Source organism: Halomonas rhizosphaerae, assembly GCF_030010555.1.
Taxonomy (GTDB): domain Bacteria; phylum Pseudomonadota; class Gammaproteobacteria; order Pseudomonadales; family Halomonadaceae; genus Halomonas; species Halomonas rhizosphaerae.
Window position 1 is genome coordinate 179,959 of sequence record NZ_JASCQP010000005.1, and the last position, 26,372, is coordinate 206,330.

Genomic DNA, 26,372 nt, shown 5'->3' on the forward strand with positions numbered 1-26,372 from the left:
CTAGAGGCCCGCGGTGTCGCGGATCAGCCGGAACAGCCGGCGGGCGTTGGTTGGCGGTTTCCCCTGGTCCCGCTCGCGGCGGGCATTGCGGATCAGCTGGCGCAGGGCCTGGCGGTCGACCGCGGGAAACTCGCTGACGAAGGCCTCCACGGCCTCGTCGCCTTCGGCGACCAGCCGGTCGCGCCACGCCTCCAGGCGGTGGAAGGCATGGTCACGACGCAGCGTCTCGTTCTCGATCTCGTCGAACACCGCCTGGATGCCGTCGAGGTCCTCGCCGCGCATCAGCTTGCCGACGTACTGCATGTGGCGCCGGCGGGCCTCGCGGGCCTTGATGCGCCCCGTCTCCTCGATGGCTCGCAGCAGGTCGTCGGAGAGCGGGAAGCGGGCGCGCTGGGCATCGCTCATGGCGATGATCTGTTCGCCGAGCTGCTGCAGGGCCTGCATCTCGCGCTTGAGCTGGGACTTGCTGGGCCGCTCGTCGGCCGGGGAGAGGTCATCCTGGGTCATGCTGGTTCCACGTCAGTCGGGATCGAATTGCGCACCAGTATATCAGCCCGCGGCACGGGGCTGGACAATGCACCATCGACAGGGCCGGCCCGATGGCCGGCCGAGTGAGGAGAGACGTTCATGACACAGGCTTTCGATGCCGCCGCGCAGCAGACCCTGCTGGAGAGTCGCGCCCGGATGGCCCTGGACCTGGCCCGTGGGCTGGGGGCCGATGCCTGCGAGGTGGGGGCCAGCGTCGACCAGGGCGTCGGCGTCAGTGTCCGCGAGGGCGAGGTGGAGACGGTCGAGCTGTCCCGGGACCAGGGGATCGCCGTGACCGTCTATGTGGGGCAGCGCAAGGGCAGCGCCTCCTCCAGCGACGCCGGCGAGGCCTCGGTGCGTGCCGTGGTCGAGAAGGCCCTGGCGATCGCCCGTCACACCGGCGAGGATCCGGCCTCGGGCCTGGCCGACGCGCGACTGATGGCCACCGAGCTGCCCGACCTCGACGTCCACCATCCCTGGCCGCTCTCCATCGATGAGGCCACCGATCTGGCGCTGCGCTGCGAGTCGGCCGGTCGGGTCATGGCGGGCATCAAGAGCTCCGACGGGGCCAGCCTCTCCAGCGGCGAGGGAGTGCACGTCTACGCCAACAGCCATGGTTTCCTGGGTAGCCAATGCGGCAGCCGCCACTCGCTCTCCTGCATGCTGATTGCCGAGGACGAGAACGGCATGCAGCGGGACTACGACTACACCAGCGCCCGTGCACCCGGTGACCTGGCCGCTGCCGAGGCGGTGGGCGAGAGTGCCGCGCGCCGCACCTTGCGGCGACTCGGTGCCCGGCGACCGGCCACCGGGCGGATGCCGGTGCTCTTCGATCCGACCCTCGCCGCTGGCCTGGTCGGCCACCTGATGGGGGCAATTGCCGGGGGCGCCCTCTATCGAGAGGCCTCCTTTCTGTGCGACCGACTGAACACCCCTCTCTTCCCGGAGTGGTTCAGCCTCGGCGAGCGGCCCATGGAAGTCGGCGCCATGGCGAGCTCGCCGTTCGACGGCGACGGGGTGCAGACCCGCGACAATGTCTTCGTTCGCGACGGTCGCCTGGCCAGCTACATGCTCTCGGCCTACAGTGCCCGGCGGCTGGGCCTCGAGACCACCGGCAATGCCGGGGGCGCGCGCAACCTGCGCATCACCGCGCCGCTGGAGAGCCGCGAGGCACTGCTCGCCCGCATGGGCCGCGGCGTGCTGGTCACCGAGCTGATGGGGCAGGGGGTCAACGGCGTGACCGGCGACTACTCCCGTGGCGCCGCCGGCTTCTGGGTCGAGGACGGCGAGATCCGGCATCCGGTGGAGGAGTTCACCATCGCCGGTAACCTGGAAACGATGTTCCAGGGCCTCGTCGGCGTCGGGGATGATACCGATACCCGTGGCAGCATCCATACCGGCAGCTGGCTGGTCGACGAGTTGATGGTGGCGGGGGGCTGACGGCCTCAGCCGTCCTCGTCGAAGCGGGCCTCGAAGAGCCGGGTGATCGCCTCGAGGGCCGCCTCGGCGTCCTCCCCTTCGGTGCAGACCTCGAGCTCGGTGCCGCAGGGGGCGGCCAGGATCAGCAGCGACATGATGTTGCCGGCGTCGGCCTGCTGGTCACCGCGGCACACGGTGACCCGGGCGTCGAAGGGCTGGCAGCACTGCACCAGCTTGGTAGCGGCGCGGGCATGCAGGCCGCGCCGATTGGTCAGGGTCAGCTTGCGACTCGGCACGCGTCAGGTTCCTTCCTGGGCGGGGTTGTCCTCGGCCATCTCCTGGCCGGCGGGGAGGGTGATCTGCACCCCCAGTTCACGATGGCGTAGCCGCACCCCGTCGTGCCGGTTCGCCAGCCGGTCGGCCAGGCGTTCGGCCAGGTAGACCGAGCGGTGCTGGCCGCCGGTGCAGCCGATGGCCACGGTGAGGTAGCTGCGCTGACTGGCCTGGTAGTGTGGCAGCCAGCGCTCCACCCAGGCGAGGATGTCGTCGAGCATCTCGGCAACGATCGGGTAGCCGTCGAGGAAGGCGATGATGCTGGGATCGCGTCCCGTGGCATCGCGCAGCGCCGGATCCCAGTAGGGGTTGGGCAGGCAGCGGGCATCGAAGACGATGTCCGCGTCCAGTGGCACCCCGCGCTTGAAGCCGAAGGATTCCACGGTCAGGGTCATCCGCTCGGCCCGGTGGCCGGCGACCTGATCGGTGATGCGCCCCCGGAGCTCGTGCACCGAGAGCCGCGTGGTGTCGATCACCAGGTCGGCGAGGTCGCGGATCTCGGAGAGAGACTGCTCCTCGGTATCGATCGCCTCGGCGAGGGTCATGTCGCTGCCGCGGGTCAGGGGGTGTCGGCGGCGGGTATGGGAGTAGCGCTCGAGGAGAATGCGCGCGTCGGTGGTCAGGTAGACCACCTGGCAGTCGACCCGGCGGCCACGCAGTTCCTCGAGCAGCTCGGGAAAGCGCTCGAGGGCGGCGGGCAGGTTGCGGGCATCGATGCTGACGGCGATCGAGGAGCGCAGCGAGCGGTCATCCTGCAGTTCATCGACGAGCGCACCGAGCAGCATGGCCGGCAGGTTGTCGATGGCGTAGTAGCCCAGGTCTTCCAGCGCCTGCAGCGCGATCGACTTGCCGGAGCCTGACCGGCCACTGATGATCACAAGCTGCATGCGGGTCTCCTGGTCGTGGGATGGCCGGGCAGGCCCGAGGGGGAAGGATCAGCCGGCCGGGGCCTGTCGTCGGATCGCCTCCGTGAGGCGCTCATGGAGTTCGCGCTGGCTGGTGCTGTGACGCAGCCGGGCACGGGTATCGGCATCGTTCATCACCCCGGCGACCTGGCCGAGCAGGGCCAGATGAGCCTCGTCGGCTTCCTCCGGCACCAGCAGCACGAACACCAGGTCGACCGGCTCGCCGTCGATGGCGTCGAAGTCCACCGGCTCCGCCAGCTTGAGGAAACCGGCGATGGGGGCCTTGCAGTGAGGGTTGCGGGCATGGGGAATGGCGACCCCGTTGCCGATACCGGTACTGCCCAGTCGCTCGCGCCCGATCAGACGGCTGAAGACCTCCTGACTGTCGAGACTCGGGGTGTTCTGGGCGATGAAGGTGCTGAAGAACTCCAGCACCCGTTTCTTGCTCCCCCCCGGCACATCGAAGAGGGTGCGCTCGGGGGGCAGGATGGCGTCCAGTGTCATGACGAAATCAGCGGGCGCCAGCGCCCTGGGCGCGGGCCTGGGCCTTTTCCTTGTGCTTGACCAGCTGGCGGTCGAGCTTGTCGGCCAGGGCATCTATGGCGGCATACATGTCGTTCTCCATGGCCTCGGCATGGAGATCGGCACCGGCAGCATGCAGGGTGCAGGCCGCCTGCTGGCGCTCCTTCTCCACGGAGAGGGTGACCTGCACGTTGGTGATGTTGTCGTAGTGGCGCTCCACGCGGGCGAGCTTTTCTTGCACATAGTCACGCAGGGCGTCGGTCAGTTCCACATGATGGCCGGTGATGTTGACTTGCATGACACGCTCCTTGCTCTGTCGGGTTATGGGTCGATTGTAACCCTTTTTGCTGTCCTGCATACCCCCTCGGACGAGGGGATTCGAGAGGCGCATGACCGGCGTCATTTCAACCGCTTGCGTCCGTGTGGGAGGAAGAAGTCCGGGGGCCGCGGGAGCGCCAGCGAGAGGCCTTCAACGCAGCCGCTTGCGTTCGCTGGAGGAGGGGATGCCCATCGCTTCGCGGTACTTCGCGACGGTGCGTCGCGCGACGCTGATGCCGGCCTCATCGAGCAGGGTGACCAACTTGCTGTCGGAGAGGGGCTTGCGAGGGGGCTCGTCCTGGATCAGCTTGCGGATGCGTGCCCGGATGGCGGTGCTGGAGTGGGCGTCGCCCTCGCCGCTGCCCCCCACCTGGCTGGAGAAGAAGTACTTGAGCTCGAACATCCCGCGCGGCGTGTGGATGAACTTCTGGGTGGTGACCCGCGAGATGGTCGACTCGTGCATCTCCACGACCTGGGCGATGTCGGCCAGGATCAGCGGTTTCATCGCCTCCTCGCCGTGCTCCAGGAAGTCGAGCTGGCGCACCATGATCTCGCGGCCCACCCGCAGCAGGGTGTCGTTGCGGCTGGACAGGCTCTTCATCAGCCAGCGCGCCTCCTGCAGGTGGTCCTTGAGGAACTGGTTGTCCTCGCTCTTGTCCGCCCGTCGTATCAGGGCGGCATAGTCGGGCTGGATGCGCAGCCGCGGCATCGCCTCCGGGTTGAGTTCCACCTGCCAGCCATCGCGGGTGTGGCGGGCGATGAGGTCGGGGATGACATAGGCGCCGTCACTGTCGGTGAAGCCGCTGCCGGGGCGCGGGTCCAGCGAACGCACCAGCTCGATCACCGTGTCCAGGGCGTCGTCGTCGAGGCCGAGCCGTCGCTTGAGCAGGCGGCGGTCGTCGCCGGCGAGCGCCTCGAGGAACTGGCGGACCAGGCGGCGGGCCTGCGGCAACAGCGGGGTGTCGTCGGGCAGGGTGGCCAGCTGCAGCATCAGGCACTCGCGCAGGTCCCGGGCGAAGACCCCCGTGGGCTCGAACTGCTGCAGGCGCAACAGCACCTGCTCGACCTCGCGGGTCTTGAGGCCCTCGAGGCCCTGCGCTCGGAGGCCGTCGCGGATCTCCTCCAGGGGCTGGGTCAGGTAGCCGTCGCCGTTGACGCCGTCGATCAGGCTCTCGGCGATGCGTTGCTGGCGTGCGTCAAGGTCGGTCATGGCCAGCTGCCAGGCCAGGTGCCCCTGGAGGCTCTGGCCCGAGGCCTGGCGCTCGAAGTCCGGGCCCTCGCCACTGCCGCCGGCGGGCGCGGTGCCGAGGTCCTGGTAGGTGTCGGACCAGTCGCTGTCGGTGCTGAGCTCGTCGGGGATCTCGCTGGCCCACTCCTCGTCGGGCGCTTCGCTCACCGCCTGCTCGCCGAAGTCATCCTCGACCTCCAGCATGGGGTTGGACTCCAGTGCTTGCTGGATCTCCTGGCGCAGGTCCAGGGTCGAGAGCTGCAGCAGCGCGATGGCCTGCTGCAGTTGGGGGGTCATGGTCAGCTGGGTGCCGACGCGCAGCTGCAGGGACGCCTTCATGGCCATGAGAGGAGTGCCCTCGACTCGCCGAAAACCCCAACCCTAGCCGCTGGTCGGGAGGCTTGCAAGCACAAAATCTGCAACAATCGTGCCATCCGCAATCTTCATGCCGTCGCGGAATAACGACAAGCATATCAGTTGATTGCGGTCAGAGACGAAAGTCCTCGCCCAGGTAGACCTCGCGGACCCGCTGGTTGGCGAGGATCGCCTCGGCATCGCCCTCGGCGATGATGCGCCCATCGCCGACGATGTAGGCGGTGTCGCAGATGTCGAGGGTCTCCCTGACGTTGTGGTCGGTGATCAGTACGCCGATGTCGCGGGCCTTGAGCTGGCGGATGATGCCCTTGATCTCGCCCACCGAGATGGGGTCGACCCCGGCGAAGGGCTCGTCGAGCAGGATGAAGGCGGGTTCCGTTGCCAAGGCCCTGGCGATCTCGACCCTCCGGCGCTCCCCCCCGGAGAGGCTCATCCCGAGGTTGTCGCGGATATGCGTCACGTGGAAGTCCTCGAGCAGCTGCTCGAGCCGGGCCCGGCGCCCGGCGCGGTCGAGGTCCTTGCGGGTCTCGAGGATCGCCATGATGTTGTCGGCGACCGACAGCTTGCGGAAGATCGAGGCCTCCTGGGGCAGGTAGCCGATGCCGGCCCGTGCCCGCTCGTGCATGGCCGCCGTGGAGAGGTCGAGGTCGTCGATATGGACTTCCCCGGCGTCGGCGCGCACCAGTCCGACGATCATGTAGAACGAGGTGGTCTTGCCGGCGCCGTTGGGGCCGAGCAGCCCGACGATCCGGCCCTGCTCGATGGAGAGGCTGATGTCTTGCACCACCCGGCGGCGCTTGTAGCTCTTGGCCAGGTGGAGGGCGCTCAGGGTCTTCATCACTGGCCGTCCTGCTGCTCGGGTTCCAGCGTCATGCGCACGCGCTGGCGGTCATCGACGCCCTCGGCATCCGAGCGGGCCTGGACCACCCGACGGTCGAGGAAGTATTCCAGGTAGCCGCCGTCGAAGGTGTCGCTGCCCTGGTGCAGCTCGGCCCGGTCGATCAGCTCGATCCGCCGCTCGGCGACGTGGTAGATGATGGTGCGCCCCCAGCCGCGGACCAGGGGCTCGTCCGGGGCGGGCTGTTGCTCGATGTAGGCGCGTTCGCCGGTGGCGGTGGCGCGGGTGAGCTGGCCCTGGTCGTTGCGCTGGATCTCCACCCGGGCGCCGGTCAGCTGCATGCTGCCCTGGCGGATGTCCACGTCGCCGGTGTAGACGGCGGTGCCGGCACGGTCGTCGAGGTCGAGGCGGTCGGCCTCCACCTCGATCGGGGCACTGGCATCGCCCTCCAGGGCCAGGGCCGGGGTACTGCCCAGCAGCAGGCCGATGACGCCGAGGGTCAGCAGGGGGGCGAAGGGGGGACGCGTCATGACTCGGGGTCCTCGCGGGTGTCGGGTGGATGGTGGCCGCGCACATTGTCGGTCAGCCGGGCACGGTTGTCATGGATCCAGGCGTCGAAGCGCTCGCCACGCATCCGCTGGGGTGGCTGGCGCAGCAGGGCCGGGGTGTCGCTCCAGGCATGGCCGCTGTCGGCGTCGAAGTGGAGCACCTCGGTGTCGAGCTGCCAGCGCTCGGCGGGGGCCAGGAGGCGCGCGTCGCCGGAGAGGGTCAGCGGGTTGCCGCCGGCGCCCAGGGTGCCGCGGTCGCCACTGGCCAGCCAGACACGACCCGAGTCGTCCAGCAGGCGTCCTCGTGGCCGCTCCAGGCGAGTGACGTCGTCATGCGGGGTGTGGGTCAGGCGCGGCGTGTCGAGCCGCTGGTGGGGGTGTCCCCGGGCATCGAAACGGGTCAGCCGGGCGTCCTCCAGGTAGTAGTCCGGCTCGCCGGCCTCGTCCCCCGGCACGGGGCCGGGGAGCGGGGCATCGCGCAGGTCGAGCAGTGCCAGTCCGCCGCCCAGGGCGAGCAGCAGCAGGAACAGGCCGGTGCGAAAGCCGGGGCGCGGCAGGCGCATGGCTCAGGTCGTGCCGTGCAGGTAGGTGTCGAGCACCGCATCCCAGTGGCCCTGGGCCTGGAGCAGGGTGTCGCAGATCTCGCGCACGGCGCCATGGCCGCCCTCGGACTCGGTGACCCAGTCGGCATGCTTGCGGATATAGGCCGGCGCGCCGGGCACGCTGATGCCGACCCCGGCGCGCCGGATGGGCGCCACGTCGGGCATGTCGTCACCGCAGTAGGCGACCTGCTCGAGCTCCAGGCCCAGGCGGCTACAGAGCTCGCGCAGCACGGTGAGCTTCTTCTCGGCTCCCTGGAAGACATGCTTGACGCCCAGCGCGGCGGCGCGCCGGCTGACCATCGGCGAATCGCGTCCGGTGATGAAGGCCACCACGATGCCGGCCCGTTGCGCCAGCTTGATGCCATGGCCATCGTGGGTGTGGAAGGCCTTGATCTCGACGCCATCGGCCTGGAAGTAGAGGCGACCGTCGGTGAGCACGCCGTCCACGTCCAGGGCGAGCAGGCGGACGCGGCGCAGGCGATCGACGAGTTGGCTGTCGAGCAGGGGGGAATCGAGGCTCATGGTGTCTCCAGCAGTCGGGGGGGCGAGGTGGGCGTACAGGGCGTCAGATGACGCCGCTGGCGAGCAGGTCATGCATGTGCAGGGCGCCGACCGGGTGGCCGTCGGCATCGACCACGGCCAGCGCCGAGATGCGGTTGTCCTCCATGATGCGCACCGCCTCGGCGGCCAGGGTGTCGGGGGCGACCCGCTTGCCGGGGCGGGTCATGACATCGTCGACGAGCAGGCCGGAGAGGTCGCTGTGCTGGTCGAGGGTACGGCGCAGGTCGCCGTCGGTGTAGACCCCGGCCAGGCGACCGTCGGCGTCGACCACGCAGGTGAAGCCCAGCCCCTGGCGGGTGATCTCCAGCAGGGCATCTCGCAGCGGGCTGCCCAGGGCGATGCTGGGCAGCCGGGGCCCCTCGTGCATCAGGTCGGCGACCCGCAGCAGCAGGCGCTTGCCGAGGCTGCCGCCGGGATGGGAGAGGGCGAACTCCTCGGCGGTGAAGCCGCGCGACTCGAGCAGCGCCACGGCCAGGGCGTCGCCGAGCGCCAGGGCGGCGGTGGTGGACGAGGTCGGGGCCAGGTCCAGCGGGCAGGCCTCGCGCTCGACCCCGGCATCCAGGTGGGCCTCGGCGTGTCGCGCCAGGGTCGAGCCCGGTCGGCCGGTCATGCTGATCAGCGGCGTGCCCATGCGCTTGAGCAGGGGCAGCAGGGCGGTGACCTCGGCGGTCTCGCCGGAATTGGAGAGGGCCAGCACCACATCGCCGGGGGTGATCATGCCCAGGTCGCCATGGCTGGCCTCGCCGGGATGCACGAAGAAGGCCGGGGTGCCGGTGCTGGCCAGGGTGGCGGCGATCTTGCCGGCGACATGGCCCGACTTGCCCATGCCGGTGACCACCACGCGTCCGCGACAGGCGAGGATCAGCTCGCAGGCGTGGTCGAAGGCGTCGTCGAGGCGTCCTGCCAGGGCGGCGATGGCCTGCTGTTCCAGTTCCAGGGTGCGGCGGGCACTCTCGCGCAGGAGGGATGTGCCGGCGGCTGAGGGAGCATCATTGGTCATGGCGGTGATTGTTGCCCGTTGTGGGGTTTCACTCAAGGGGATCAGCCGACGGCGGAGGAACCGGCGCTGCCGAGCCAGGCCAGGTAGCCGGCATAGCCGAGCACCAGCAGGCCCCCCGGCAGGCGCCCCAGGTGGCCGTGGCGGTTCCACAGCAGCAGCGCCCCCAGGGCCAGGGTCAGCAGCAGCATCACCGGGTAGTCGCGACCGGCCGCGGCGGGGTCCGTGGCGCCCGGGGCCAGCAGCGCCGGCACCGGAAGCACGGTCAGCATGTTGAAGAGGTTGGAGCCGATGACGTTGCCGATGGCCAGGTCGTGGTGGCGCTTGAGCGCGCTGGCCACGCAGGCCGCCAGTTCCGGCAGGCTGGTGCCGATGGCCACCACGGTCAGCCCGATCACCAGTTCGCTGACGCCGAGTCCCCGAGCCAGTTCGCTGGCACCCCACACCAGGGCGCGGGAGCTGGCCACCATGATCACCAGGGTGGCCACCAGCCACCCCAGGGCCTGGCCCAGCGGCATGCCGGGAACCTCGCCGGCACTCTCGTCATCGGGGGTGTCCGCGCGGAACAGCCACCACAGGCTGAAGGCCAGCAGCACCAGCAGCAGCAGGCCGTCGAGCCGGTCGAGGTGGCCGTTGGCCAGGGCGTAGCCGGCCAGGCCGGTGGCGCCGAGCAGCAGCGGCAGCTCGCGACGCACCATGGAGAAGCGCACCGGGATCGGCACCACCAGCGCCGTCACGCCCAGCACCAGGGCGATGTTGGCGATGTTGGAGCCCAGCGCGTTGCCGATGGCGAGGTCCGGCACGCCATCCAGCGAGGCCATCACCGAGACCACGATCTCCGGTGCCGAGGTGCCCAGCGAGACAACGGTCATCCCCACCAGCAGGGTGCTCATGCCGGCCTGCCAGGCGGTGGCCGCGGCCGCGCCGACGAAACGGTCGGCACTCCACAGCAGGCCGACGAAGCCGAGCATGACGATCAGCAGGGGGAGGAGCATGGCGCGGTCCGGGACGGTGTGTGGAGGGCGCACATTGAACATGCCGAACCCTGGGGGTGCAAGACGCGAGGACGCTGGCGCCGCGGGGCATGGTTAGGATACGATGTTCGATAATATTTTCGAGGATGGTGAAGCGATGACGGACTCCCCCTTCGTGGAAGTGGAGAGCCTGCACTTCTCGCGCGGCGAGATGGACATCTTCAGCGGCGTCGACCTGGTCATCCCCCGCGGCAGGATCACGGCCATCATGGGCCCCAGCGGTACCGGCAAGACCACCCTGCTCAAGATGATCGGCGGCCAGCTGACTCCCGATGCGGGGCGGGTGCGCATCGATGGCCAGGATGTCCATGCGCTGTCGCGCAAGGCGCTGTTCGTGTTGCGCCGGCGCATGGGAATGCTGTTCCAGAGCGGGGCGCTGTTTTCCGACCTCGATGTCTACGAGAACGTGGCCTTCCCGCTGCGGGTGCATACCGACCTGCCCGAGGCGATGATCCGTGACGTGGTGCTGATGAAGCTGCAGGCCGTCGGGCTGCGCGGGGCCCGGGAGCTGATGCCCTCGGAGCTCTCCGGCGGCATGGCGCGCCGGGTGGCGCTTGCGCGCGCCATCGCCCTGGACCCGGAGCTGATCCTCTACGACGAGCCCTTCGCGGGGCAGGACCCCATCTCCATGGGCGTGCTGGTGCAGCTGATCAAGCGTCTCAATGAGGCCCTGGGGCTGACGGCGGTGGTGGTCTCCCATGACATCAAGGAGACCCTGTCCATCGCCGACTATGTCTACGTCATCGCCGATGGCCAGGTGATGGCCCATGGCACGCCGGCGAGCCTCGACGCGGACCTCGACCCCCGGGTCAGCCAGTTCATGCATGGCGAGCCCGACGGGCCGGTGCCTTTTCATTACCCGGCGATGGATTTCCATGCCGATATCCTGGGCAGCGGGGGACCGCGATGATCGACCGGATCCGACACCTGGGACGGCGTGGCTGCGACCTGATGGAATCGCTGGGCCGGGCCGGGATCTTCCTCGGCCAGTCGGTGGTGGGGATGCCGTCCCGCGAGGGCCTCTACCTCTGGGTGCGGCAGATGCACTTCGTCGGCGTGATGTCGCTGGCCATCGTGCTGGTCTCGGGGCTGTTCATCGGCATGGTGCTGGCCCTGCAGGGCTACACGATTCTGGTCGACTTCGGGGCCGAGCAGGCGCTGGGGCAGATGGTGGCCCTCTCGCTGCTGCGCGAGCTGGGGCCGGTGGTGGCGGCGCTGCTGTTCGCCGGCCGCGCCGGCTCTGCCCTGACCGCCGAGATCGGCCTGATGAAGGCCACCGAGCAGCTGACCAGCATGGAGATGATCGGCGTCGATCCGCTGCGTCGCATCGTGGCCCCGCGACTCTGGGCCGGCTTCGTCGCCCTGCCGTTGCTGACCATCGGTTTCAGCGTGGTGGGCATATGGGGCGGCCAGCTGGTCGGCGTCGACTGGCTCGGCGTCTTCGAGGGCTCCTACTGGGGCAACATGCAGGCCAGCGTCGAGTTCATCGACGACGTGGGCAACGGCCTGATCAAGAGCCTGGTGTTCGCCCTGGTGGTGACCTGGATCGCGGTGTTCCAGGGCTATGACCTGATCCCCACCTCGGAAGGCATCTCGCGTGCCACCACCCGGACGGTGGTCTATTCCTCTCTGGCGGTACTGGGCCTGGATTTCGTGCTCACCGCCCTGATGTTCGGAGAGCTTTCCTGATGTTCGGAGCAAACGGATGAAGCGCAGCAAGACGATGGAGCTCGGGGTCGGCCTGTTCATGCTGGCCGGTATTCTGGGCCTGGTGTTCCTGGGGCTGAAGGTCAGTGGCCTGAGCCTGACCCTGCCCAGCGAGACCTTCCGACTGGAAGCCAACTTCGCCAACATCGGCGGCCTCAAGCCGCGGGCGCGGGTCACCATGGCCGGTGTCACCGTGGGGCGGGTCGAGGCCATCGAGCTGGACACCGACTGGTACGATGCGCGGGTGGTGATGGAGCTCGATGGCCAGCTGGAAGGCCAGCTGCCCGAGGACAGCACCGCCGCCATCCTCACCGCGGGTCTGCTGGGGGAGCAGTATATCGGGATCTCGGTGGGCGGGGCGCCCGAGGCCCTCGCCGACGGCGATACCCTGCGTGATACCCAATCTGCCCTGGTGCTGGAGGAACTTATCCAGCAGTTCGTGTCCAGCATGGTCAAGGAGTGAACGAGATGAAGATATTGAACCTTCGCGTGCTTTTCGCCGGGCTCGGCCTGCTGCTGATGGCGCTGCCGCTGATGGCTGCCGAGCCCGACCAGCGTCCCGAGCAGATGATCCGCGCCAGCATCGACGAGCTGATGACACGCATCGAGGGGCGCGAGGACTACTTCGCCGACAACCTCGGCGAGCTCGAGGCGATCGTCGACGACAGCCTCGAGGACGTGGCCGACTTCCGCTACATCGGGGCCAGCGTGATGGGGCGCTACTTCGGTAACGCCACGCCGCAGCAGCGGTCCCGCTTCGTCGATACCTTTCGCAAGACGTTGATCGATACCTACACCAAGGGGCTGGTCACCTTCGACTATCGCGAGATCCGGGTGCTCGACAACCAGCAGGCCTCGCGCTACGAGGACCAGGCCAGCGTGGCCATGGAGGTGGTGGCCAACGACGGCACCGTCTATCCCGTCAGCTATTCGCTGCGCCTCTCCGGGGACCAGTGGAAGGTGGTCAATGTGATCGTCAACGGCATCAACCTGGGGCTGACCTTCCGTAACCAGTTCGACCAGGCGATGCGCGACCACAATCGCGACTACGATGCGGTCATCGACGGCTGGTCGCCCGAACTCGCCGTCGAGGAGTTGGAGGAGGGCGGCGACGCATGAGCGTGCTGCTGGAGCAGCGCAGTTCCTGCCTGGCCTCCGTCGACGGCGGGCTGGCGGTGACCGGTGAGGTCGGCTTCGAGGTGGCCTCGGCGATGGCCGAGGCCGGCAGTGCCTGGCTGGCCGACCGGCCGGCCGGCAGCGAGGTGGTCTTCGACCTGAGCGGCGTCGGCCGGGTCAGCAGCGCCGCGCTCAGCGTGCTGCTGGAGTGGACCCGCCAGGCCCGCGATGCCGGTGTCGAGGTGGCCGCCGTGCGGCTCTCGGCCCCCCTCGAACGCCTGACCCGGGTCGCCGGGCTCGACACCCTGTTGCCCCTCGCCGAGCCGGTCGCCGCCTGAGCCGGCCTCCCTCCCCATCGCCAAGCGCGGTGCTTTTCTTTACCATGTCGTGCCATGAGATCCCCGCTGCCGGGGCCACGTCGTGGACCCGGCAGCGTGTCCCCGACGAATCGACGAACCACAGGAGTGCCGGTGCCATGCAACCGAGCGAAGTGAAGGCGCTGCTCGAGAGCCGACTCGACGGCTGCGAGTTCCATATCCAGGGCGAAGGCTGCAACTTCCAGGTGGTGGCCGTGGGTGAGGTCTTCGAGGGGCTCTCGCCGGTCAAGCGCCAGCAGATGATCTACGGTGCCCTGTCCGAGGAGATCGCCTCCGGCGCCCTGCATGCGGTGAGCATCAAGACCTACACCCCGCAGCAGTGGCAGGCCGCCACCGACAACCAGGGGGCCTGAGGGTCGACCTTTCATGGACAAGCTGATCATTACCGGCAACGGCCCCGTCGACGGTGAGGTCTGGGCCAGCGGTGCCAAGAATGCCGCCCTGCCGATCCTCTGCGCGACCCTGCTGGCTGACGAGCCGGTGACCATCGGCAATCTGCCGCACCTCCAGGACATCACCACCACCCTCGAGCTGCTCGGTCACATGGGCGTCGAGCCCGTGATGGGCGATAGGATGTGCATCCAGCTCGACGGCTCCCAGGTCACCGACTGTCACGCGCCCTACGAGCTGGTCAAGAAGATGCGCGCCTCGATCCTGGTGCTCGGTCCGCTGCTGGCCCACTTCGGCCATGCGGACGTCTCGCTGCCCGGCGGCTGTGCCATCGGCTCGCGCCCGGTGGACCTGCACATCCGCGGCCTCGAGGCCATGGGGGCCGAGATCAGCGTCGAGGCCGGCTACATCCGGGCACGGGTCGATGGTCGGCTGCACGGTGCCACCATCTTCTTCGATACCGTCACCGTGACCGGCACCGAGAACCTGCTGATGGCGGCAACCCTGGCGGACGGCACCACGGTGCTGGAGAACGCCGCCCGGGAACCCGAGGTGGTCGACCTGGCCGAGTGCCTGAACAAGATGGGCGCCAGGATCCGCGGCCAGGGCACTGACACCATCGTCGTCGAGGGCGTCGAGCGGCTGCACGGCGCCTACCATGACGTCATGCCCGATCGCATCGAGACCGGCACCTTCCTGGTGGCGGCGGCGCTCTCCCGGGGGCGGGTGCGGGTGCGCAACACCCGCGCCGACATCCTGGATGCGGTGCTGGCCAAGCTCGAGGAGGCGGGGGCCACCATCACCACCGGCGAGGGCTGGATCGAGCTCGACATGCGGGGCAGGCGGCCGAAGGCGGTCAACGTGCGCACCGCGCCGTATCCGGCCTTCCCCACCGACATGCAGGCCCAGTTCGTGGCGATGAACGCGGTGGCCGAGGGCACCGCCCGGGTGGTGGAGACCATCTTCGAGAACCGCTTCATGCACGTGCAGGAGCTCAATCGCATGGGGGCCGACATCGCGCTGGAAGGCAACACCGCGGTGATCACCGGGGTCGAGACCCTCTCCGGAGCACCGGTGATGGCCACTGACCTGCGTGCCTCCGCCTCGCTGGTGATCGCGGCGATGATGGCCGAGGGCGAGACCCTGGTCGACCGGATCTACCATATCGACCGCGGCTACGAGTGCATCGAGGAAAAACTGCAGCTGCTGGGCGCGCGCATCAGGCGCATCCCCGGCTGAGTCGACCAACAGGCGAGACCATGAGCAAGCAACTGATTCTGGCCCTCTCCAAGGGCCGCATTCTCGACGAGACCCTGCCGCTGCTGGCCGATGCCGGCATCGCCCCGGTGGAGGACCTGGGCAAGAGCCGCAAGCTGCTGTTCGATACCAACCTGCCGGACGTCAAGCTGGTGGTGATCCGGGCCACGGACGTGCCGACCTATGTGCAGCTCGGGGCGGCGGATCTCGGCGTGGCCGGCAAGGACGTGCTGCTCGAGCACGGCGTCGAGGGTCTCTATGAGCCCCTCGACCTGGAGATCGCCCGCTGCAGGCTGATGACCGCCGGCATCACCGGGGCCGAGCCGGCCCGGGCCCGGCGGCGGGTGGCCACCAAGTTCGTCAACGTGGCGCGCCGCTACTACGCCGAGCAGGGGATCCAGGCCGAGGTGATCAAGCTCTACGGTGCCATGGAACTGGCCCCGCTGATGAACCTTGCCGACGAGATCGTCGACATCGTCGATACCGGCAACACCCTGCGGGCCAACGGCATGGAGCCGCGGGAGCTGATCGCCCCGATCAGCACCCGGCTGGTGGTCAACAAGGCGGCCATGACCATGAAGCACGACCGCCTGAAACCGCTCATCGCGCGCCTGCGCGAGGCGGTGGCCGTGCGTCGCGATAGCCTCGCCGTGTCGGCCCCATAGCCAGGCCTGCCTTGCCCGCGGCCAGGCGCCGCGGCAGTCTCACAGACGACGAATCCCGTTTCGAGAGGAAGCCACTGCCATGAGCCAAACCCCCACCGACGGCGTCGACATCGCGCGGCTGTCCACCTCGCAGGCCGACTTCGATCGCCACCTGGCCGACCTGCTGGCCTGGGAGGGGGTCTCCGATGCCGCGGTCCAGCAGCGCGTCGACGAGATCCTCGTTGCCGTCAAGGCCCGGGGCGATGCCGCGCTGGTCGAGTACTCGAACCGCTTCGACCGGCTCGCCGTGACGTCCATGGCCGAGCTGACCCTGAGCGAGGGACGGCTGCGCCAGGCCTTCGAGGGTCTGCCGGCGGAGCAGCGCGAGGCCCTGTCGAGCGCCGCCGAGCGCATCCGCGCCTATCACGAGCGCCAGAAACCGGCCTCCTGGCACTACACCGAGGCCGACGGTACCGTGCTGGGCCAGCAGGTCACGCCCCTGGATCGCGCGGGCATCTACGTGCCGGGTGGCAAGGCGGCCTATCCCTCCTCGGTGCTGATGAACGCCATTCCCGCCCATGTGGCCGGCGTGCGCGAGATCGTCATGGTGGTGCCGACCCCCGATGGCATCCTCAACGAGCTGGTACTGGCCGCCGCCTACCTCGCCGGCGTCGACCATGTCTTCACCATCGGCGGTGCCCAGGCGGTGGCGGCCCTGGCCTTCGGCACCGAGACGGTGCCACGGGTGGACAAGGTCGTCGGTCCGGGGAACATCTACGTGGCCACCGCCAAGCGGGCGGTGTTCGGCCAGGTGGGGATCGACATGATCGCCGGTCCCTCGGAGATCCTGGTGGTCTCGGACGGCGGAACCGACCCGGACTGGCTGGCCATGGACCTCTTCTCCCAGGCTGAGCACGACGAGGATGCCCAGGCGGTGCTGGTGAGTTGGGACCTCGCGCACCTGCAGGCGGTGGAGGCGTCGATTGCGCGGCTGCTGCCGACCCTGGAGCGTGCCCCCATCGTGCGCGAGTCGCTGGCCCGTCGCGGCGCACTGATCCACTGCCGGGATCGTGACGAGGCGGTAGGGCTGATCAATCGCATCGCCCCTGAGCACCTGGAGCTCTCGGTGGCCAATCCCGAGGGCTGGCTGCCCCAGGTGCGCCATGCCGGGGCCATCTTCATGGGACGCTATACCGCCGAGGCGCTGGGTGACTACTGCGCCGGCCCCAACCACGTGCTGCCCACCTCGGGGACGGCGCGCTTCTCCTCGCCGCTGGGGGTCTACGACTTCCAGAAGCGCTCCTCGATCATCCACTGCTCGGCGGAAGGCGCCGGGGAACTCGGCAAGATCGCCTCCACGTTGGCGCGAGGCGAGTCGCTCACCGCCCACGCCCGCTCGGCCGAGTATCGCCTCAAGGCGTGACGCCCCGGTGAGCGGGGTGATGCATGGCATGCCGCATGACAGCAGAGGGCCCCGCCGACCGGCGGGGCCCTCGTCGTCGGGGGCGTCACTCCCCGTCGGGGCGGCGCGACTCCGGGGTCGGGCGCTCGCCGAGCTCGATCGTCACCTCCCGGCGCTCGCCGCCACGCACCACCGTCAGCGGCAGGCGGGTACCGGGTGCCACCGCGGCGATGTCGCTCATGGTGCGTCGAGGGTCGAGCACCGGCTTGCCGTCGACCTCCAGCAGCACGTCGCCGGGCTGCAGGCCCGCACGATCGGCGGGGCCGTCCGGCACCACGCCGGCGATGATCACCCCGGTCGGTGCCTGCAGGCCGAAGGAGGCGGCCAGCTCCTGGTTGAGCTCCTGGGCCTCGATGCCCATCCAGCCGCGGATGACGCGCCCACGGGTGACCAGCTCCTCGAGGATGTTGCGGGCCAGGTTGGCGGGGATCGCGAAGCCGATGCCCTGGGAGCCGCCGGAGCGCGAGAAGATGGCGGTGTTGATGCCGACCAGGGCGCCCTCGGCGTTGACCAGCGCCCCTCCCGAGTTGCCGGGGTTGATGGCGGCATCGGTCTGGATGAAATCCTCGTAGGCATTGAGCCCGAGGTGGCTGCGCCCGGTGGCGCTGATGATGCCCATGGTCACCGTCTGGCCCACGCCGAAGGGGTTGCCGATGGCCAGCGAGACGTCGCCCACGGCGACCCGGGTGGTGTCGGTCAGCTCGATCACCGGCAGCGATTCCAGGTCGATGCGCAGCACGGCAAGGTCGCTCTCGGGGTCGGTGCCGATTACCTCGGCCAGGGTCTCGCGACCGTCGCGCAGGGCGACCTGGATCTGGTCGGCCCCGCGGATCACGTGGTGGTTGGTCAGCACGTAGCCATCGTCACTGACGATGACCCCGGAGCCGAGGCTGGAGAGCATGCGCTGGCGGCTCGGCAACTCGTCACCGAAGAACTGGCGGAAGAAGGGGTCCGACATCAGCGGGTGCTCCTCCCGCTCGACCACCCGGGTGGAGTAGATGTTGACGACCGCCGGCGCGGCCCGCTCCACCGCCTGTGCATAGCTGGCCGGCCCCTGCCGGCGCGTGAGGGGCTCGGCCTGGCGCACCTCCGGGGCCTCGCGTGAGCTGGCCTCGTCGTCTGACTGCACCAGTGCCGGCGTGGCGGGAGCCGTCGGCGGGGGGGGCGGCCGGCCGATCAGCTGGGGGAAGGCATTGAGCAGCACGATGGCCGCCAGCACACCGATCAGGACGGGCCAGAGGTAGGGGAGCAGGGAGCGTCTCATGCAGCGGGGGTCCTTGTCGGCGGTGCCTGGTCGCGGGGTATCCTCCCGCTGGTTACACTGTGCGGATTGTAACATTGCCAACGCGACCGCGCCCGGAGGCTGCATGACGAATCGTGACGACCTGGTCGCCACCTGCGACCGACTGCTGCAACCCGAATGCTTCAGGGACTACACCGTGAACGGCCTGCAGGTGGCCGGCAGCGAGCGTGTCACCCGGGTCATGACCGGGGTGACCGCCTGCCAGGCGCTGCTCGACGAGGCCGTGGCCTGGCAGGCCGACCTCGTGCTGGTGCATCACGGCTACTTCTGGAAGAACGAGCCGGTCACCATCACCGGCATCAAGCGCCGGCGCCTGGCGACGCTGCTGGCCCACGACATCAACCTGCTGGCCTATCACCTGCCGCTGGATGCCCACCCCGAGCTCGGCAACAACGCCGAGCTCGGCCGGCGGCTGGGCTTTGCCGTCACGGGCTGTGCCGATGGCGAACTCGGCGAGGGGCTGGTGTGGGTGGGCGAGCCCCGGCCGGGCCTCGACGCCGCAGGCCTGGCCCGCGACGTCGAGGCGTGCCTGGGGCGCGAGCCGCTGCTGATCGAGGCGCCGGGGGGCGGCGAGATCCGCCGTGTCGCCTGGTGCACCGGCGGGGCCCAGGACATGATCGCCGGCGCCCGGGAGGCCGGGGCCGATGCCTTCATCTCGGGCGAGATCTCCGAACGCACCACCCACCTGGCCCGCGAGATGGGCATCCACTACCTGGCCGCGGGTCACCACGCCACCGAGCGCTACGGGGTCCAGGCCCTGGGCGAGCGGCTCGCGGCCGAGTTCGGTCTCGAGCATCGCTTCGTCGACATCGACAACCCCGCCTGAGCGCCAGGCATGTGCCGCGCCGCGGCACATGCAGCGGGGCGCGGGAGGGGGTCAGTAGCGCGGCGGCTGGGGGGTGGCGGCCTCCTCGCCGTTCTTGAGGCCGAAGTCCTCCGAGAGGGTGCCGCGGTTGCCGTCGGCGTAATCCCGGGGCACGGCGGGTTCCGTCGTGGTCTTGGTCGGGGTCGCGGTGGGGGCAGGCGCGACGGCGTCCAGGGCCTGGCGGCGCAGCGAGCGGGCGCCCAGGCGGTCTCTGGCCTCTTCGGCTTCCTGCTCGAGGCCCTGGCTTTCGCGGTGCAGGCTCTCGGCGAGCCGGGCGATACGTTCGAGGCTGTCGCCCATGCCATCCTTGAGTTCCGCCAGCTCCCGCTCGCGCTCGGCGAGACGCTGGCGCAGGCGCTGGGTGTTGCCGGCGCTGGCATTGAGCAGGTGGTAGCCCAGTGCCCCGATACCGATGCCGGCCAGCAGGCAGGCGATGGCCAGCACCCAGTTGATGTTGGTCTCGTCCACGTTGTGCTTTCTCCCTGGAGCGTTGGGCGACATGCCGCGCGAGCCGCGGGGGTCATCATCCGGCCGGATGAGATCCGGGTGCCCATTATAGGGGTGACGCAGTGCGCCGGGTCAACGCGGTGGCCGGCGATGCCAAGTGGGGTCGGGATGCGTATAATGCCTCTCCGCGAACGTCCCGAGTACAGGCCCTCAGGAATCCCCATGAGCGAGACGCACCCCCCTACGGCTTCCCGCGACGCCCGGCACCCCGAGACGCCGATGACCCGCTACCGGGCGGATCTCGAGCGCAACGGCTTCCAGCCCGACGCCGCCCAGCTGCAGGCGGTGAAGCACCTGCAGCGTCTCTACGACGAGCTGGTGGCCACGCCGCCCTCCCGGGTGGTGCCGCCGAAGCGCGGTGGCGGGCTCAAGTCGCGGGTGGCCGGCCTGTTCGGCCGGCGCGAGCACGAGGCGTCACCCGAGCCGGCACTGCCCGCGATCCACGGGCTCTACTTCTGGGGTGGGGTGGGGCGCGGCAAGACCTACCTCATGGATACCTTCTTCGAGACGCTGCCCTTTCCCGAGAAGATGCGCACCCACTTCCACCGCTTCATGCAGCGGGTGCACAACGAGCTGGAGCACTACAAGGGCGAGCGAAACCCGCTGACGCTGATCGCCGCCAAGTTCGCCGCCGAGGCTCGGGTGATCTGCTTCGACGAGTTCTTCGTCAAGGACATCACCGATGCCATGATCCTGGCTAACCTGCTCGAGTCGCTCTTCGCGCACGGCGTAGTGCTGGTGGCGACCTCGAACATCGTCCCGGGGGAGCTCTACAAGGAGGGCCTGCAGCGGGCTCGCTTCCTGCCGGCCATCGAGCTGCTCGAGCGTCACTGCGAGGTGGTCAACGTGGACTCGGGGATCGACTACCGGCTGCGCGCCCTGGAGCGCGCCGAGATCTTCCATGCCCCGCTGGACGACGAGGCCGAGGCCGAGCTGGCCCGCAGCTTCCGCGAGATCGCCGGCCACGAGGGTGAGGAGGGGGCGCCGATCGAGATCAACCGCCGGGTGCTTCATGCCCGCCGGCTGCATGACGACGTGGTGTGGTTCGAGTTCACCGAGCTGTGCGACGGGCCGCGCAGCCAGAACGACTACATCGAGCTGGCCCGCGAGTTCCACAGCGTGCTGGTCTCCAACGTGACCCGCATGAGTGGGTCGACAGATGATCAAGCCAGACGCTTCATCAACATGGTCGACGAGTTCTACGACCGGGGCGTCAAGCTGCTGATGTCCGCCGAGGTGCCGGCCGAGCAGCTCTACCGCGGTGGGCGCCTGGAGTTCGAGTTCCAGCGCACCCTGTCGCGGCTGCAGGAGATGCAGTCCCACGACTACCTGGCGCTGCCCCACAAGCCATGAAGGCGATGCTGCCCCCTTTTCCTGAGGGGGCAGGCTCGTGTAGAATGCGCGCTCGCTCGACTGTTGCCGCACCTCCGGGAGCAGGCAACCAAGAAGAATAGGGATGGTTCCATGCCGGACGCCCGGCGGCAGAACCCAATACATCAAATGGTGATTCATCCATGAAGACGTTCACTGCCAAACCGCAGTCAGTCCAGCGCGACTGGTTCGTCGTCGACGCTGCGGACAAGACGCTCGGCCGCCTGGCCACCGAGATCGCTCGCCGCCTGCGCGGCAAGCACAAGCCGGAATACACCCCGCATGTGGATACCGGCGACTACATCGTCGTGATCAATGCCGAGAAGGTCCATGTCACCGGCAACAAGGCCAGCGCCAAGACCTACTACCGCCATACCGGCTATCCGGGTGGCCTGCGCTCCATGAATTTCGAGAAGATGATCGCCCACGCACCGGAGCGTGTCATCGAGTCCGCCGTCAAGGGCATGCTGCCGAAGGGTCCCCTGGGTCGTGCCATGTACTCGAAGCTCAAGGTCTACGCCGGCACCGAGCATCCGCACGCTGCCCAGCAGCCGCAAGAACTGAACCTCTGAGGGAGTCTTCGCCATGACACAGCAGTATTACGGTACCGGGCGCCGCAAGACCTCTACCGCCCGCGTCTTCCTGAAGCCGGGCACCGGCAAGATCACCGTCAACAGCCGTGAGCTGGACCAGTACTTCGGCCGCGTCACCGGTCGCATGGTGGTTCGCCAGCCGCTGGAGCTGACCGACACCCTCGGCCAGTTCGACGTCTACGTCACCGTCAAGGGTGGCGGTGGTTCGGCCCAGGCCGGCGCCATCCGTCACGGCATCACCCGGGCCCTGATGGACTACAACGAGGACTTCCGCGGCCAGCTGCGCGAAGCGGGCTACGTCACCCGTGACGCCCGTCAGGTCGAGCGCAAGAAGGTCGGCCTGCGCAAGGCGCGTCGCCGCCCGCAGTTCTCCAAGCGCTGATACGCCTCGTATTGCCGCACGAAAACGCCCAGGTCCAGTGACCTGGGCGTTTTTTGTTCTGGATCAAGAATTTGTCGTCAGGTTTCCCGCTTGCTCAGGGAACCTTTCCTTGTGCGGGGCGACACGATTTTTTACCATAGACTGCATTTGGTATCCGTGGTCGCGGGGGATTCACTGCCCGTGATGGAACAACGGGTAAGCTGATGGGAGAAACCTGAAAATGGCAGATAACGGCGTAAACAAGGGTCGGCGCCGTTTCCTCGTAGGTGCCACCACCGTCGTGGGTGCGGTGGGTGCCGTCGGGGTTGCGGTCCCCTTTGTGGCTTCCTGGCAGCCTAGTGCCAGGGCAAGAGCGGCGGGAGCCCCCGTCCAGGCCGACGTGTCAAAGCTCGAATCCGGGCAGCGCATGACCGTCGAATGGCGCGGCAAGCCGGTATGGATCATCAACCGCACGCCGGAGATGATCGAGCGCACCGAGGGCTTCGATACCTCGCGCCTGGCCGACCCGGATTCCGAAGAACCCCAGCAGCCCGCCTACATCGAGGGCCCGCTGCGCTCCATCAAGCCGGAGATCGGCGTGATCGTCGGCATCTGCACCCACCTGGGCTGCTCGCCGCTCTATCGCCCCGAGCCCGATGCCGAGGGTGTGGGGACCGATGACTGGCCGGGCGGCTTCTTCTGCCCCTGCCACGGCTCGCGCTTCGATCTGGCCGGTCGGGTATTCCGCAACGTGCCGGCACCGACCAACCTCGAAGTCCCGCCCTACCGCTTCGACAGCGATGAGCTGATCACGGTCGGCGAAGATGAGGAGACTGCCTGATGGGTAACCCGAACAAAGTCAAGGCGGAGCGCGGGGTGATGCGCTGGGTCGATGACCGCTTCCCGGCCACCCAGATGTGGCAGGACCACATGGCGAAGTACTACGCGCCGAAGAACTTCAACTTCTGGTACTTCTTCGGCTCCCTGGCGCTGCTGGTACTGGTCAACCAGATCCTCACCGGTGTCTGGCTGACCATGAGCTACAACCCCTCCGCCGAGGGCGCCTTCGCCTCGGTGGAGTACATCATGCGTGACGTGGAGTACGGCTGGCTGATCCGCTACATGCACTCCACCGGTGCGACGGCCTTCTTCGTGGTCGTCTACCTGCACATGTTCCGCGGCCTGCTCTACGGCTCCTACAAGGCGCCCCGCGAGCTGGTGTGGATCTTCGGCATGGCCATCTACCTAGCGTTGATGGCCGAGGCGTTCATGGGCTACCTGCTGCCCTGGGGCCAGATGTCCTACTGGGGCGCCCAGGTCATCATCTCGCTGTTCTCGGCGATCCCGGTCATCGGGCCCGACCTGACACAGTGGATCCGCGGTGACTTCCTGATCTCCGGGATCACCCTCAACCGCTTCTTCGCCCTGCACGTGGTGGCGCTGCCGATCGTGATCCTGGCGCTGGTGGTCCTGCACATCATCGCCCTTCATGAAGTCGGCTCCAACAACCCCGACGGCATCGACATCAAGAAGAAAAAGGACGAGAGCGGCAAGCCGCTGGACGGCATCCCCTTCCATCCGTACTACACGGTCAAGGACCTCGTCGGCGTGGCGGTGTTCCTGTTCGTCTTCTGCGTGGTGATCTTCTACTTCCCGGAGGGTGGGGGCTACTTCCTCGAGAAGCCCAACTTCGAGCCGGCCGACCCGCTGAAGACGCCCGACCACATCGCGCCGGTATGGTACTTCACCCCCTTCTACGCGATCCTGCGCGCGATCACCTTCTCGCTGTTCGGACTCGACGCCAAGTTCCTCGGCGTGATCTGCATGGGCGCGGCCATTGCGGTGCTCTTCGTGCTGCCCTGGCTCGACCGCAGCCCGGTGCGCTCGATGCGCTACAAGGGCTGGATGTCCAAGACGATGCTGGCGCTGTTCGCGATCAGCTTCGTGATCCTGGGCGTGCTCGGGGTACTGCCGGTCACCGAGGGGCGCACCATCCTGTCCCAGGTGTGCACCGTCATCTACTTCGCCTTCTTCCTGCTGATGCCGTTCTATACCCGGCTGGAGAAGACCAAACCCGTTCCGGAAAGGGTGACTGGCTAATGAAAAAGCAACTGTTCGCACTGCTCTTCGCGCTGGTGCCCGTCACGGCGATGGCTGCGGTAGGTCCGAGCGTGCCGTACTCCATGGACCCCGACCTCGACGACAAGGCCTCGCTGCAGAACGGCATGAAGCTCTACGTCAACTACTGCATGGGGTGTCACTCCCTGGAGCACCAGCGCTTCGCACGTGCCGCCGAGGACCTGGACATCCCCCAGGAGCTGGTCGAGGAGAACCTGATCTTCTCCTCCGACCTGGCCTTCAACGACCAGATGCACATCGCCATGAGCGAGGAAGACGGCGAGGCATGGTTCGGTGCGCCGCCGCCCGACCTGACCCTCGAGTCGCGCCTGCGCGGCACCGACTGGATCTACTCCTACCTGCTGAGCTTCTACAAGGACCCCAGCACCGGTACCGGCGTCAACAACGCGGTCTTCCCGCTGGTGGCCATGCCCAACGTGCTGGAACCGCTGCAGGGGGTGCAGGAGAAGGTCTGTGCCGAGACGGACCAGCCGGTCGACGGGGCCGAGCTCGACCCCCTGACCGGCAAGTACCAGTCCTGCGAGACGCTTCAGATCACCCAGCCCGGCGAGATGGAGCCGGAGGAGTTCGAGGAGGCGGTCTACGACCTCACCAACTTCCTCGCCTACGTGGGTGAGCCGTCCAAGCTGCAGGCGCAGTCGCTGGGGCCGAAGGTGCTGATCTTCATCTTCATCTTCGGGGTCATCTCCTACCTGCTCAAGCGCGAGTACTGGCGCGACGTCCACTGATCCGTCAGCGACGGACATCCACGGGGGCGCATGGTCGAGGACCATGCGCCCCTCGTGGTCTCTGCCCGATACCGGGCAGCACGATGGCCCTCAAGGCGGGGCCGGTCGTGTTATCATCTCGGCACGAACTGATGCGAGGATTGTTACATGGGTGTAGTGGCCAAGCGGTCGTCGATGATCTTCTACTCCGGAGGGGATGACCATTACAGTCATCGTGTGCGAATCGTGCTCGCCGAGAAGGGCGTGGCCGTCGATATCGTCGAGGTGACCGACGAACAGCACCCCGAGGAACTCGCCGACCTCAACCCCTACAACAGCGTGCCCACGCTGCTCGACCGCGACCTGGTGCTCTACGAGTCCAAGGTGATGATGGAGTACCTTGACGAGCGCTTTCCGCACCCGCCGCTGCTGCCCGTCTATCCCGTGGCGCGTGCCAAGAGTCGCCTGTGGATGCACCGCATCGAACGCGAGTGGTGTCCGCTGGTCGAGCAGATCCAGCGTGGCACAAAGAAGGACGCCGAGAAGGCCCGCAAGGAGCTGCGCGAGAGCCTGGTCGGCATCTCGCCGATCTTCGAGGACATGCCCTACTTCATGAGCGATGAGTTCACCCTGGTGGACTGCTGCCTGGCCCCGATCCTTTGGCGGCTGCCGGTACTGGGCATCGAGCTGCCCGAGAAGCAGGTCAAGCCGTTGATGAGCTACATGGAGCGCCTGTTCGACCGCGACGGCTTCAAGGCAGCCCTCAGCGAAAGCGAACGCGAGATGCGCCCCTGAACTTCGACCCGGTGCAGACCGGGTCCCCGACCCCGGAGGGCCAAGCGATGCAATCGAGCCGTCCCTATATTGCCAGGGCCCTTTACCAGTGGCTGCTGGACAATGACCTGACCCCCTACATCGTCGTCGATGCCGAGCAGGCGGGCGTCGAGGTCCCACGACAGTTCGTCCAGAACGGCCAGATCGTGCTGAACCTGGCGCCCACCGCCGTGCGTGACTTCGCCATGGAGAACGAGGCGGTGAGCTTCTCGGCCCGTTTCGGCGGGCGTCCCATGCAGGTGATGGTGCCCATCGAGGCACTGATCGCGATCTATGCCCGAGAGAACGGTGTGGGCATGGTGTTCGGTCATGAGCCGGTGATTCCGGCCGAGGCCGACGAGGCGGAGGAGAAGGAGTCCCACCTCAATGAGGTGGAGAGCGCCGATGACACCCCGCAGGAAGAGGAGCATGGCGACGAGGCGCCGCCGCGCAAGGGGCGTCCCTCGCTGCGGGTCATCAAGTGATTCGCAGGTGATCAGTTTGCCGCGCCCTGCGCAGGCGGGTCATCGACGCGAAACGGCAGGCCACAGG

General features: G+C 68.1%; 33 protein-coding genes. 19 read left to right on the forward strand and 14 right to left on the reverse strand.

What is annotated here, in order from left to right; genetic code table 11:
- Positions 1-507 carry a ribosome biogenesis factor YjgA gene (gene yjgA / locus QLQ83_RS01375; protein ID WP_282733781.1) on the reverse strand — a complete coding sequence of 169 codons (507 nt, stop codon included), beginning with the start codon at positions 505-507 and terminating at the stop codon, positions 1-3.
- Positions 508-627: 120 nt separating this feature from the next.
- On the opposite strand from yjgA, the gene pmbA reads away from it, so the two are divergent.
- On the forward strand, positions 628-1,968 hold the full coding sequence (pmbA, locus tag QLQ83_RS01380; protein WP_282733782.1) for a metalloprotease PmbA: 1,341 nt from the start codon (positions 628-630) through the stop codon (positions 1,966-1,968).
- A 5-nt stretch (positions 1,969-1,973) separates the two neighbouring features.
- On the opposite strand, the gene QLQ83_RS01385 is transcribed toward pmbA, so the two are convergent.
- The 11 genes from QLQ83_RS01385 to QLQ83_RS01435 all read right to left on the reverse strand — a co-directional run bounded on the left by QLQ83_RS01385 (position 1,974) and on the right by QLQ83_RS01435 (position 10,169).
- A complete protein-coding gene (locus tag QLQ83_RS01385; protein WP_282733783.1) occupies positions 1,974-2,243 on the reverse strand; it encodes an HPr family phosphocarrier protein in 270 nt (89 codons plus the stop codon).
- Positions 2,244-2,246: 3 nt separating this feature from the next.
- Positions 2,247-3,167, reverse strand: a complete 921-nt coding sequence (rapZ, locus tag QLQ83_RS01390) for an RNase adapter RapZ (protein WP_282733784.1) — start codon at positions 3,165-3,167, stop codon at positions 2,247-2,249.
- A gap of 48 nt (positions 3,168-3,215) precedes the next feature.
- Entirely contained in the window at positions 3,216-3,689 is a 474-nt protein-coding gene (ptsN, locus tag QLQ83_RS01395) for a PTS IIA-like nitrogen regulatory protein PtsN (protein ID WP_282733785.1), read from the reverse strand.
- A gap of 7 nt (positions 3,690-3,696) precedes the next feature.
- Positions 3,697-4,005, reverse strand: a complete 309-nt coding sequence (hpf, locus tag QLQ83_RS01400) for a ribosome hibernation-promoting factor, HPF/YfiA family (RefSeq protein WP_250061520.1) — start codon at positions 4,003-4,005, stop codon at positions 3,697-3,699.
- A gap of 171 nt (positions 4,006-4,176) precedes the next feature.
- A complete protein-coding gene (locus QLQ83_RS01405; RefSeq protein WP_282733786.1) occupies positions 4,177-5,598 on the reverse strand; it encodes an RNA polymerase factor sigma-54 in 1,422 nt (473 codons plus the stop codon).
- Between the two features lie 142 nt (positions 5,599-5,740).
- Positions 5,741-6,466, reverse strand: a complete 726-nt coding sequence (lptB, locus tag QLQ83_RS01410; RefSeq protein ID WP_282733787.1) for an LPS export ABC transporter ATP-binding protein — start codon at positions 6,464-6,466, stop codon at positions 5,741-5,743.
- A complete protein-coding gene (lptA, locus tag QLQ83_RS01415) occupies positions 6,466-6,996 on the reverse strand; it encodes a lipopolysaccharide transport periplasmic protein LptA (protein ID WP_282733788.1) in 531 nt (176 codons plus the stop codon). The genes lptB and lptA overlap by 1 nt, the downstream gene beginning before the upstream one ends.
- Positions 6,993-7,577, reverse strand: coding sequence for an LPS export ABC transporter periplasmic protein LptC (lptC, locus tag QLQ83_RS01420; protein WP_282733789.1), 585 nt, complete (start codon positions 7,575-7,577; stop codon positions 6,993-6,995). The genes lptA and lptC overlap by 4 nt, the downstream gene beginning before the upstream one ends.
- 3 nt (positions 7,578-7,580) lie before the next feature.
- Complete coding sequence (locus QLQ83_RS01425; protein WP_282733790.1) at positions 7,581-8,138, reverse strand: KdsC family phosphatase; 558 nt, start codon at positions 8,136-8,138, stop codon at positions 7,581-7,583.
- Between the two features lie 43 nt (positions 8,139-8,181).
- The gene (locus tag QLQ83_RS01430; RefSeq protein WP_282733791.1) at positions 8,182-9,177 is read right to left on the reverse strand and encodes a KpsF/GutQ family sugar-phosphate isomerase; all 996 of its coding nucleotides are present in this window, start codon (positions 9,175-9,177) and stop codon (positions 8,182-8,184) included.
- 41 nt (positions 9,178-9,218) lie between these two features.
- On the reverse strand, positions 9,219-10,169 hold the full coding sequence (locus tag QLQ83_RS01435) for a calcium/sodium antiporter (protein WP_282733792.1): 951 nt from the start codon (positions 10,167-10,169) through the stop codon (positions 9,219-9,221).
- A 136-nt stretch (positions 10,170-10,305) separates the two neighbouring features.
- On the opposite strand from QLQ83_RS01435, the gene QLQ83_RS01440 reads away from it, so the two are divergent.
- The 9 genes from QLQ83_RS01440 to hisD all read left to right on the forward strand — a co-directional run bounded on the left by QLQ83_RS01440 (position 10,306) and on the right by hisD (position 17,122).
- Complete coding sequence (locus QLQ83_RS01440) at positions 10,306-11,118, forward strand: ABC transporter ATP-binding protein (protein WP_282733793.1); 813 nt, start codon at positions 10,306-10,308, stop codon at positions 11,116-11,118.
- Positions 11,115-11,897, forward strand: coding sequence for a lipid asymmetry maintenance ABC transporter permease subunit MlaE (gene mlaE / locus QLQ83_RS01445; protein WP_282733794.1), 783 nt, complete (start codon positions 11,115-11,117; stop codon positions 11,895-11,897). The genes QLQ83_RS01440 and mlaE overlap by 4 nt, the downstream gene beginning before the upstream one ends.
- A gap of 16 nt (positions 11,898-11,913) precedes the next feature.
- Entirely contained in the window at positions 11,914-12,378 is a 465-nt protein-coding gene (gene mlaD / locus QLQ83_RS01450) for an outer membrane lipid asymmetry maintenance protein MlaD (protein WP_282733795.1), read from the forward strand.
- A 5-nt stretch (positions 12,379-12,383) separates the two neighbouring features.
- Entirely contained in the window at positions 12,384-13,034 is a 651-nt protein-coding gene (locus tag QLQ83_RS01455) for an MlaC/ttg2D family ABC transporter substrate-binding protein (protein ID WP_282733796.1), read from the forward strand.
- Positions 13,031-13,369, forward strand: a complete 339-nt coding sequence (locus QLQ83_RS01460; RefSeq protein WP_282733797.1) for an STAS domain-containing protein — start codon at positions 13,031-13,033, stop codon at positions 13,367-13,369. Before QLQ83_RS01455 ends, QLQ83_RS01460 begins: the two co-directional genes overlap by 4 nt.
- A 137-nt stretch (positions 13,370-13,506) precedes the next feature.
- Positions 13,507-13,761: a BolA family protein gene (locus QLQ83_RS01465; RefSeq protein ID WP_133635911.1), complete on the forward strand. Its 255-nt coding sequence runs from the start codon at positions 13,507-13,509 to the stop codon at positions 13,759-13,761.
- A 13-nt stretch (positions 13,762-13,774) separates the two neighbouring features.
- Positions 13,775-15,037, forward strand: coding sequence for a UDP-N-acetylglucosamine 1-carboxyvinyltransferase (gene murA, locus QLQ83_RS01470; protein ID WP_282733799.1), 1,263 nt, complete (start codon positions 13,775-13,777; stop codon positions 15,035-15,037).
- A gap of 20 nt (positions 15,038-15,057) precedes the next feature.
- Positions 15,058-15,720 carry an ATP phosphoribosyltransferase gene (gene hisG, locus QLQ83_RS01475; RefSeq protein ID WP_282733800.1) on the forward strand — a complete coding sequence of 221 codons (663 nt, stop codon included), beginning with the start codon at positions 15,058-15,060 and terminating at the stop codon, positions 15,718-15,720.
- A gap of 79 nt (positions 15,721-15,799) precedes the next feature.
- On the forward strand, positions 15,800-17,122 hold the full coding sequence (gene hisD / locus QLQ83_RS01480; protein WP_282733801.1) for a histidinol dehydrogenase: 1,323 nt from the start codon (positions 15,800-15,802) through the stop codon (positions 17,120-17,122).
- Between the two features lie 85 nt (positions 17,123-17,207).
- On the opposite strand, the gene QLQ83_RS01485 is transcribed toward hisD, so the two are convergent.
- Positions 17,208-18,425 (reverse strand): Do family serine endopeptidase, encoded by a 1,218-nt coding sequence (locus QLQ83_RS01485; RefSeq protein WP_282733802.1) that lies wholly within the window; start codon positions 18,423-18,425, stop codon positions 17,208-17,210.
- A gap of 103 nt (positions 18,426-18,528) precedes the next feature.
- Here QLQ83_RS01485 and QLQ83_RS01490 point away from each other — a divergent pair, with 103 nt between their 5' ends.
- Positions 18,529-19,290, forward strand: coding sequence for a Nif3-like dinuclear metal center hexameric protein (locus QLQ83_RS01490; protein ID WP_282733803.1), 762 nt, complete (start codon positions 18,529-18,531; stop codon positions 19,288-19,290).
- Between the two features lie 51 nt (positions 19,291-19,341).
- Here QLQ83_RS01490 and QLQ83_RS01495 read toward each other — a convergent pair whose 3' ends face one another.
- Positions 19,342-19,797, reverse strand: coding sequence for a Z-ring associated ZapG family protein (locus tag QLQ83_RS01495; protein WP_282733804.1), 456 nt, complete (start codon positions 19,795-19,797; stop codon positions 19,342-19,344).
- 201 nt (positions 19,798-19,998) lie between these two features.
- Between QLQ83_RS01495 and zapE the strand changes: the two genes are divergently transcribed.
- The 8 genes from zapE (at position 19,999) to QLQ83_RS01535 (ending at position 26,305) form a co-directional block, all read left to right on the forward strand.
- Positions 19,999-21,189 (forward strand): cell division protein ZapE, encoded by a 1,191-nt coding sequence (zapE, locus tag QLQ83_RS01500; RefSeq protein ID WP_282733805.1) that lies wholly within the window; start codon positions 19,999-20,001, stop codon positions 21,187-21,189.
- A gap of 161 nt (positions 21,190-21,350) precedes the next feature.
- Positions 21,351-21,779, forward strand: a complete 429-nt coding sequence (rplM, locus tag QLQ83_RS01505; RefSeq protein WP_282733806.1) for a 50S ribosomal protein L13 — start codon at positions 21,351-21,353, stop codon at positions 21,777-21,779.
- A 13-nt stretch (positions 21,780-21,792) separates the two neighbouring features.
- The gene (gene rpsI / locus QLQ83_RS01510) at positions 21,793-22,182 is read left to right on the forward strand and encodes a 30S ribosomal protein S9 (protein WP_106229161.1); all 390 of its coding nucleotides are present in this window, start codon (positions 21,793-21,795) and stop codon (positions 22,180-22,182) included.
- Between the two features lie 220 nt (positions 22,183-22,402).
- A complete protein-coding gene (gene petA, locus QLQ83_RS01515) occupies positions 22,403-23,002 on the forward strand; it encodes a ubiquinol-cytochrome c reductase iron-sulfur subunit (RefSeq protein ID WP_282733807.1) in 600 nt (199 codons plus the stop codon).
- Positions 23,002-24,261, forward strand: a complete 1,260-nt coding sequence (locus QLQ83_RS01520) for a cytochrome b (RefSeq protein ID WP_282733808.1) — start codon at positions 23,002-23,004, stop codon at positions 24,259-24,261. Before petA ends, QLQ83_RS01520 begins: the two co-directional genes overlap by 1 nt.
- Positions 24,261-25,028, forward strand: coding sequence for a cytochrome c1 (locus tag QLQ83_RS01525; RefSeq protein ID WP_282733809.1), 768 nt, complete (start codon positions 24,261-24,263; stop codon positions 25,026-25,028). Before QLQ83_RS01520 ends, QLQ83_RS01525 begins: the two co-directional genes overlap by 1 nt.
- A 147-nt stretch (positions 25,029-25,175) precedes the next feature.
- Positions 25,176-25,802 carry a stringent starvation protein SspA gene (sspA, locus tag QLQ83_RS01530; protein ID WP_282733810.1) on the forward strand — a complete coding sequence of 209 codons (627 nt, stop codon included), beginning with the start codon at positions 25,176-25,178 and terminating at the stop codon, positions 25,800-25,802.
- A gap of 47 nt (positions 25,803-25,849) precedes the next feature.
- On the forward strand, positions 25,850-26,305 hold the full coding sequence (locus tag QLQ83_RS01535; RefSeq protein WP_282733811.1) for a ClpXP protease specificity-enhancing factor: 456 nt from the start codon (positions 25,850-25,852) through the stop codon (positions 26,303-26,305).
- Positions 26,306-26,372 lie beyond the last annotated feature (67 nt).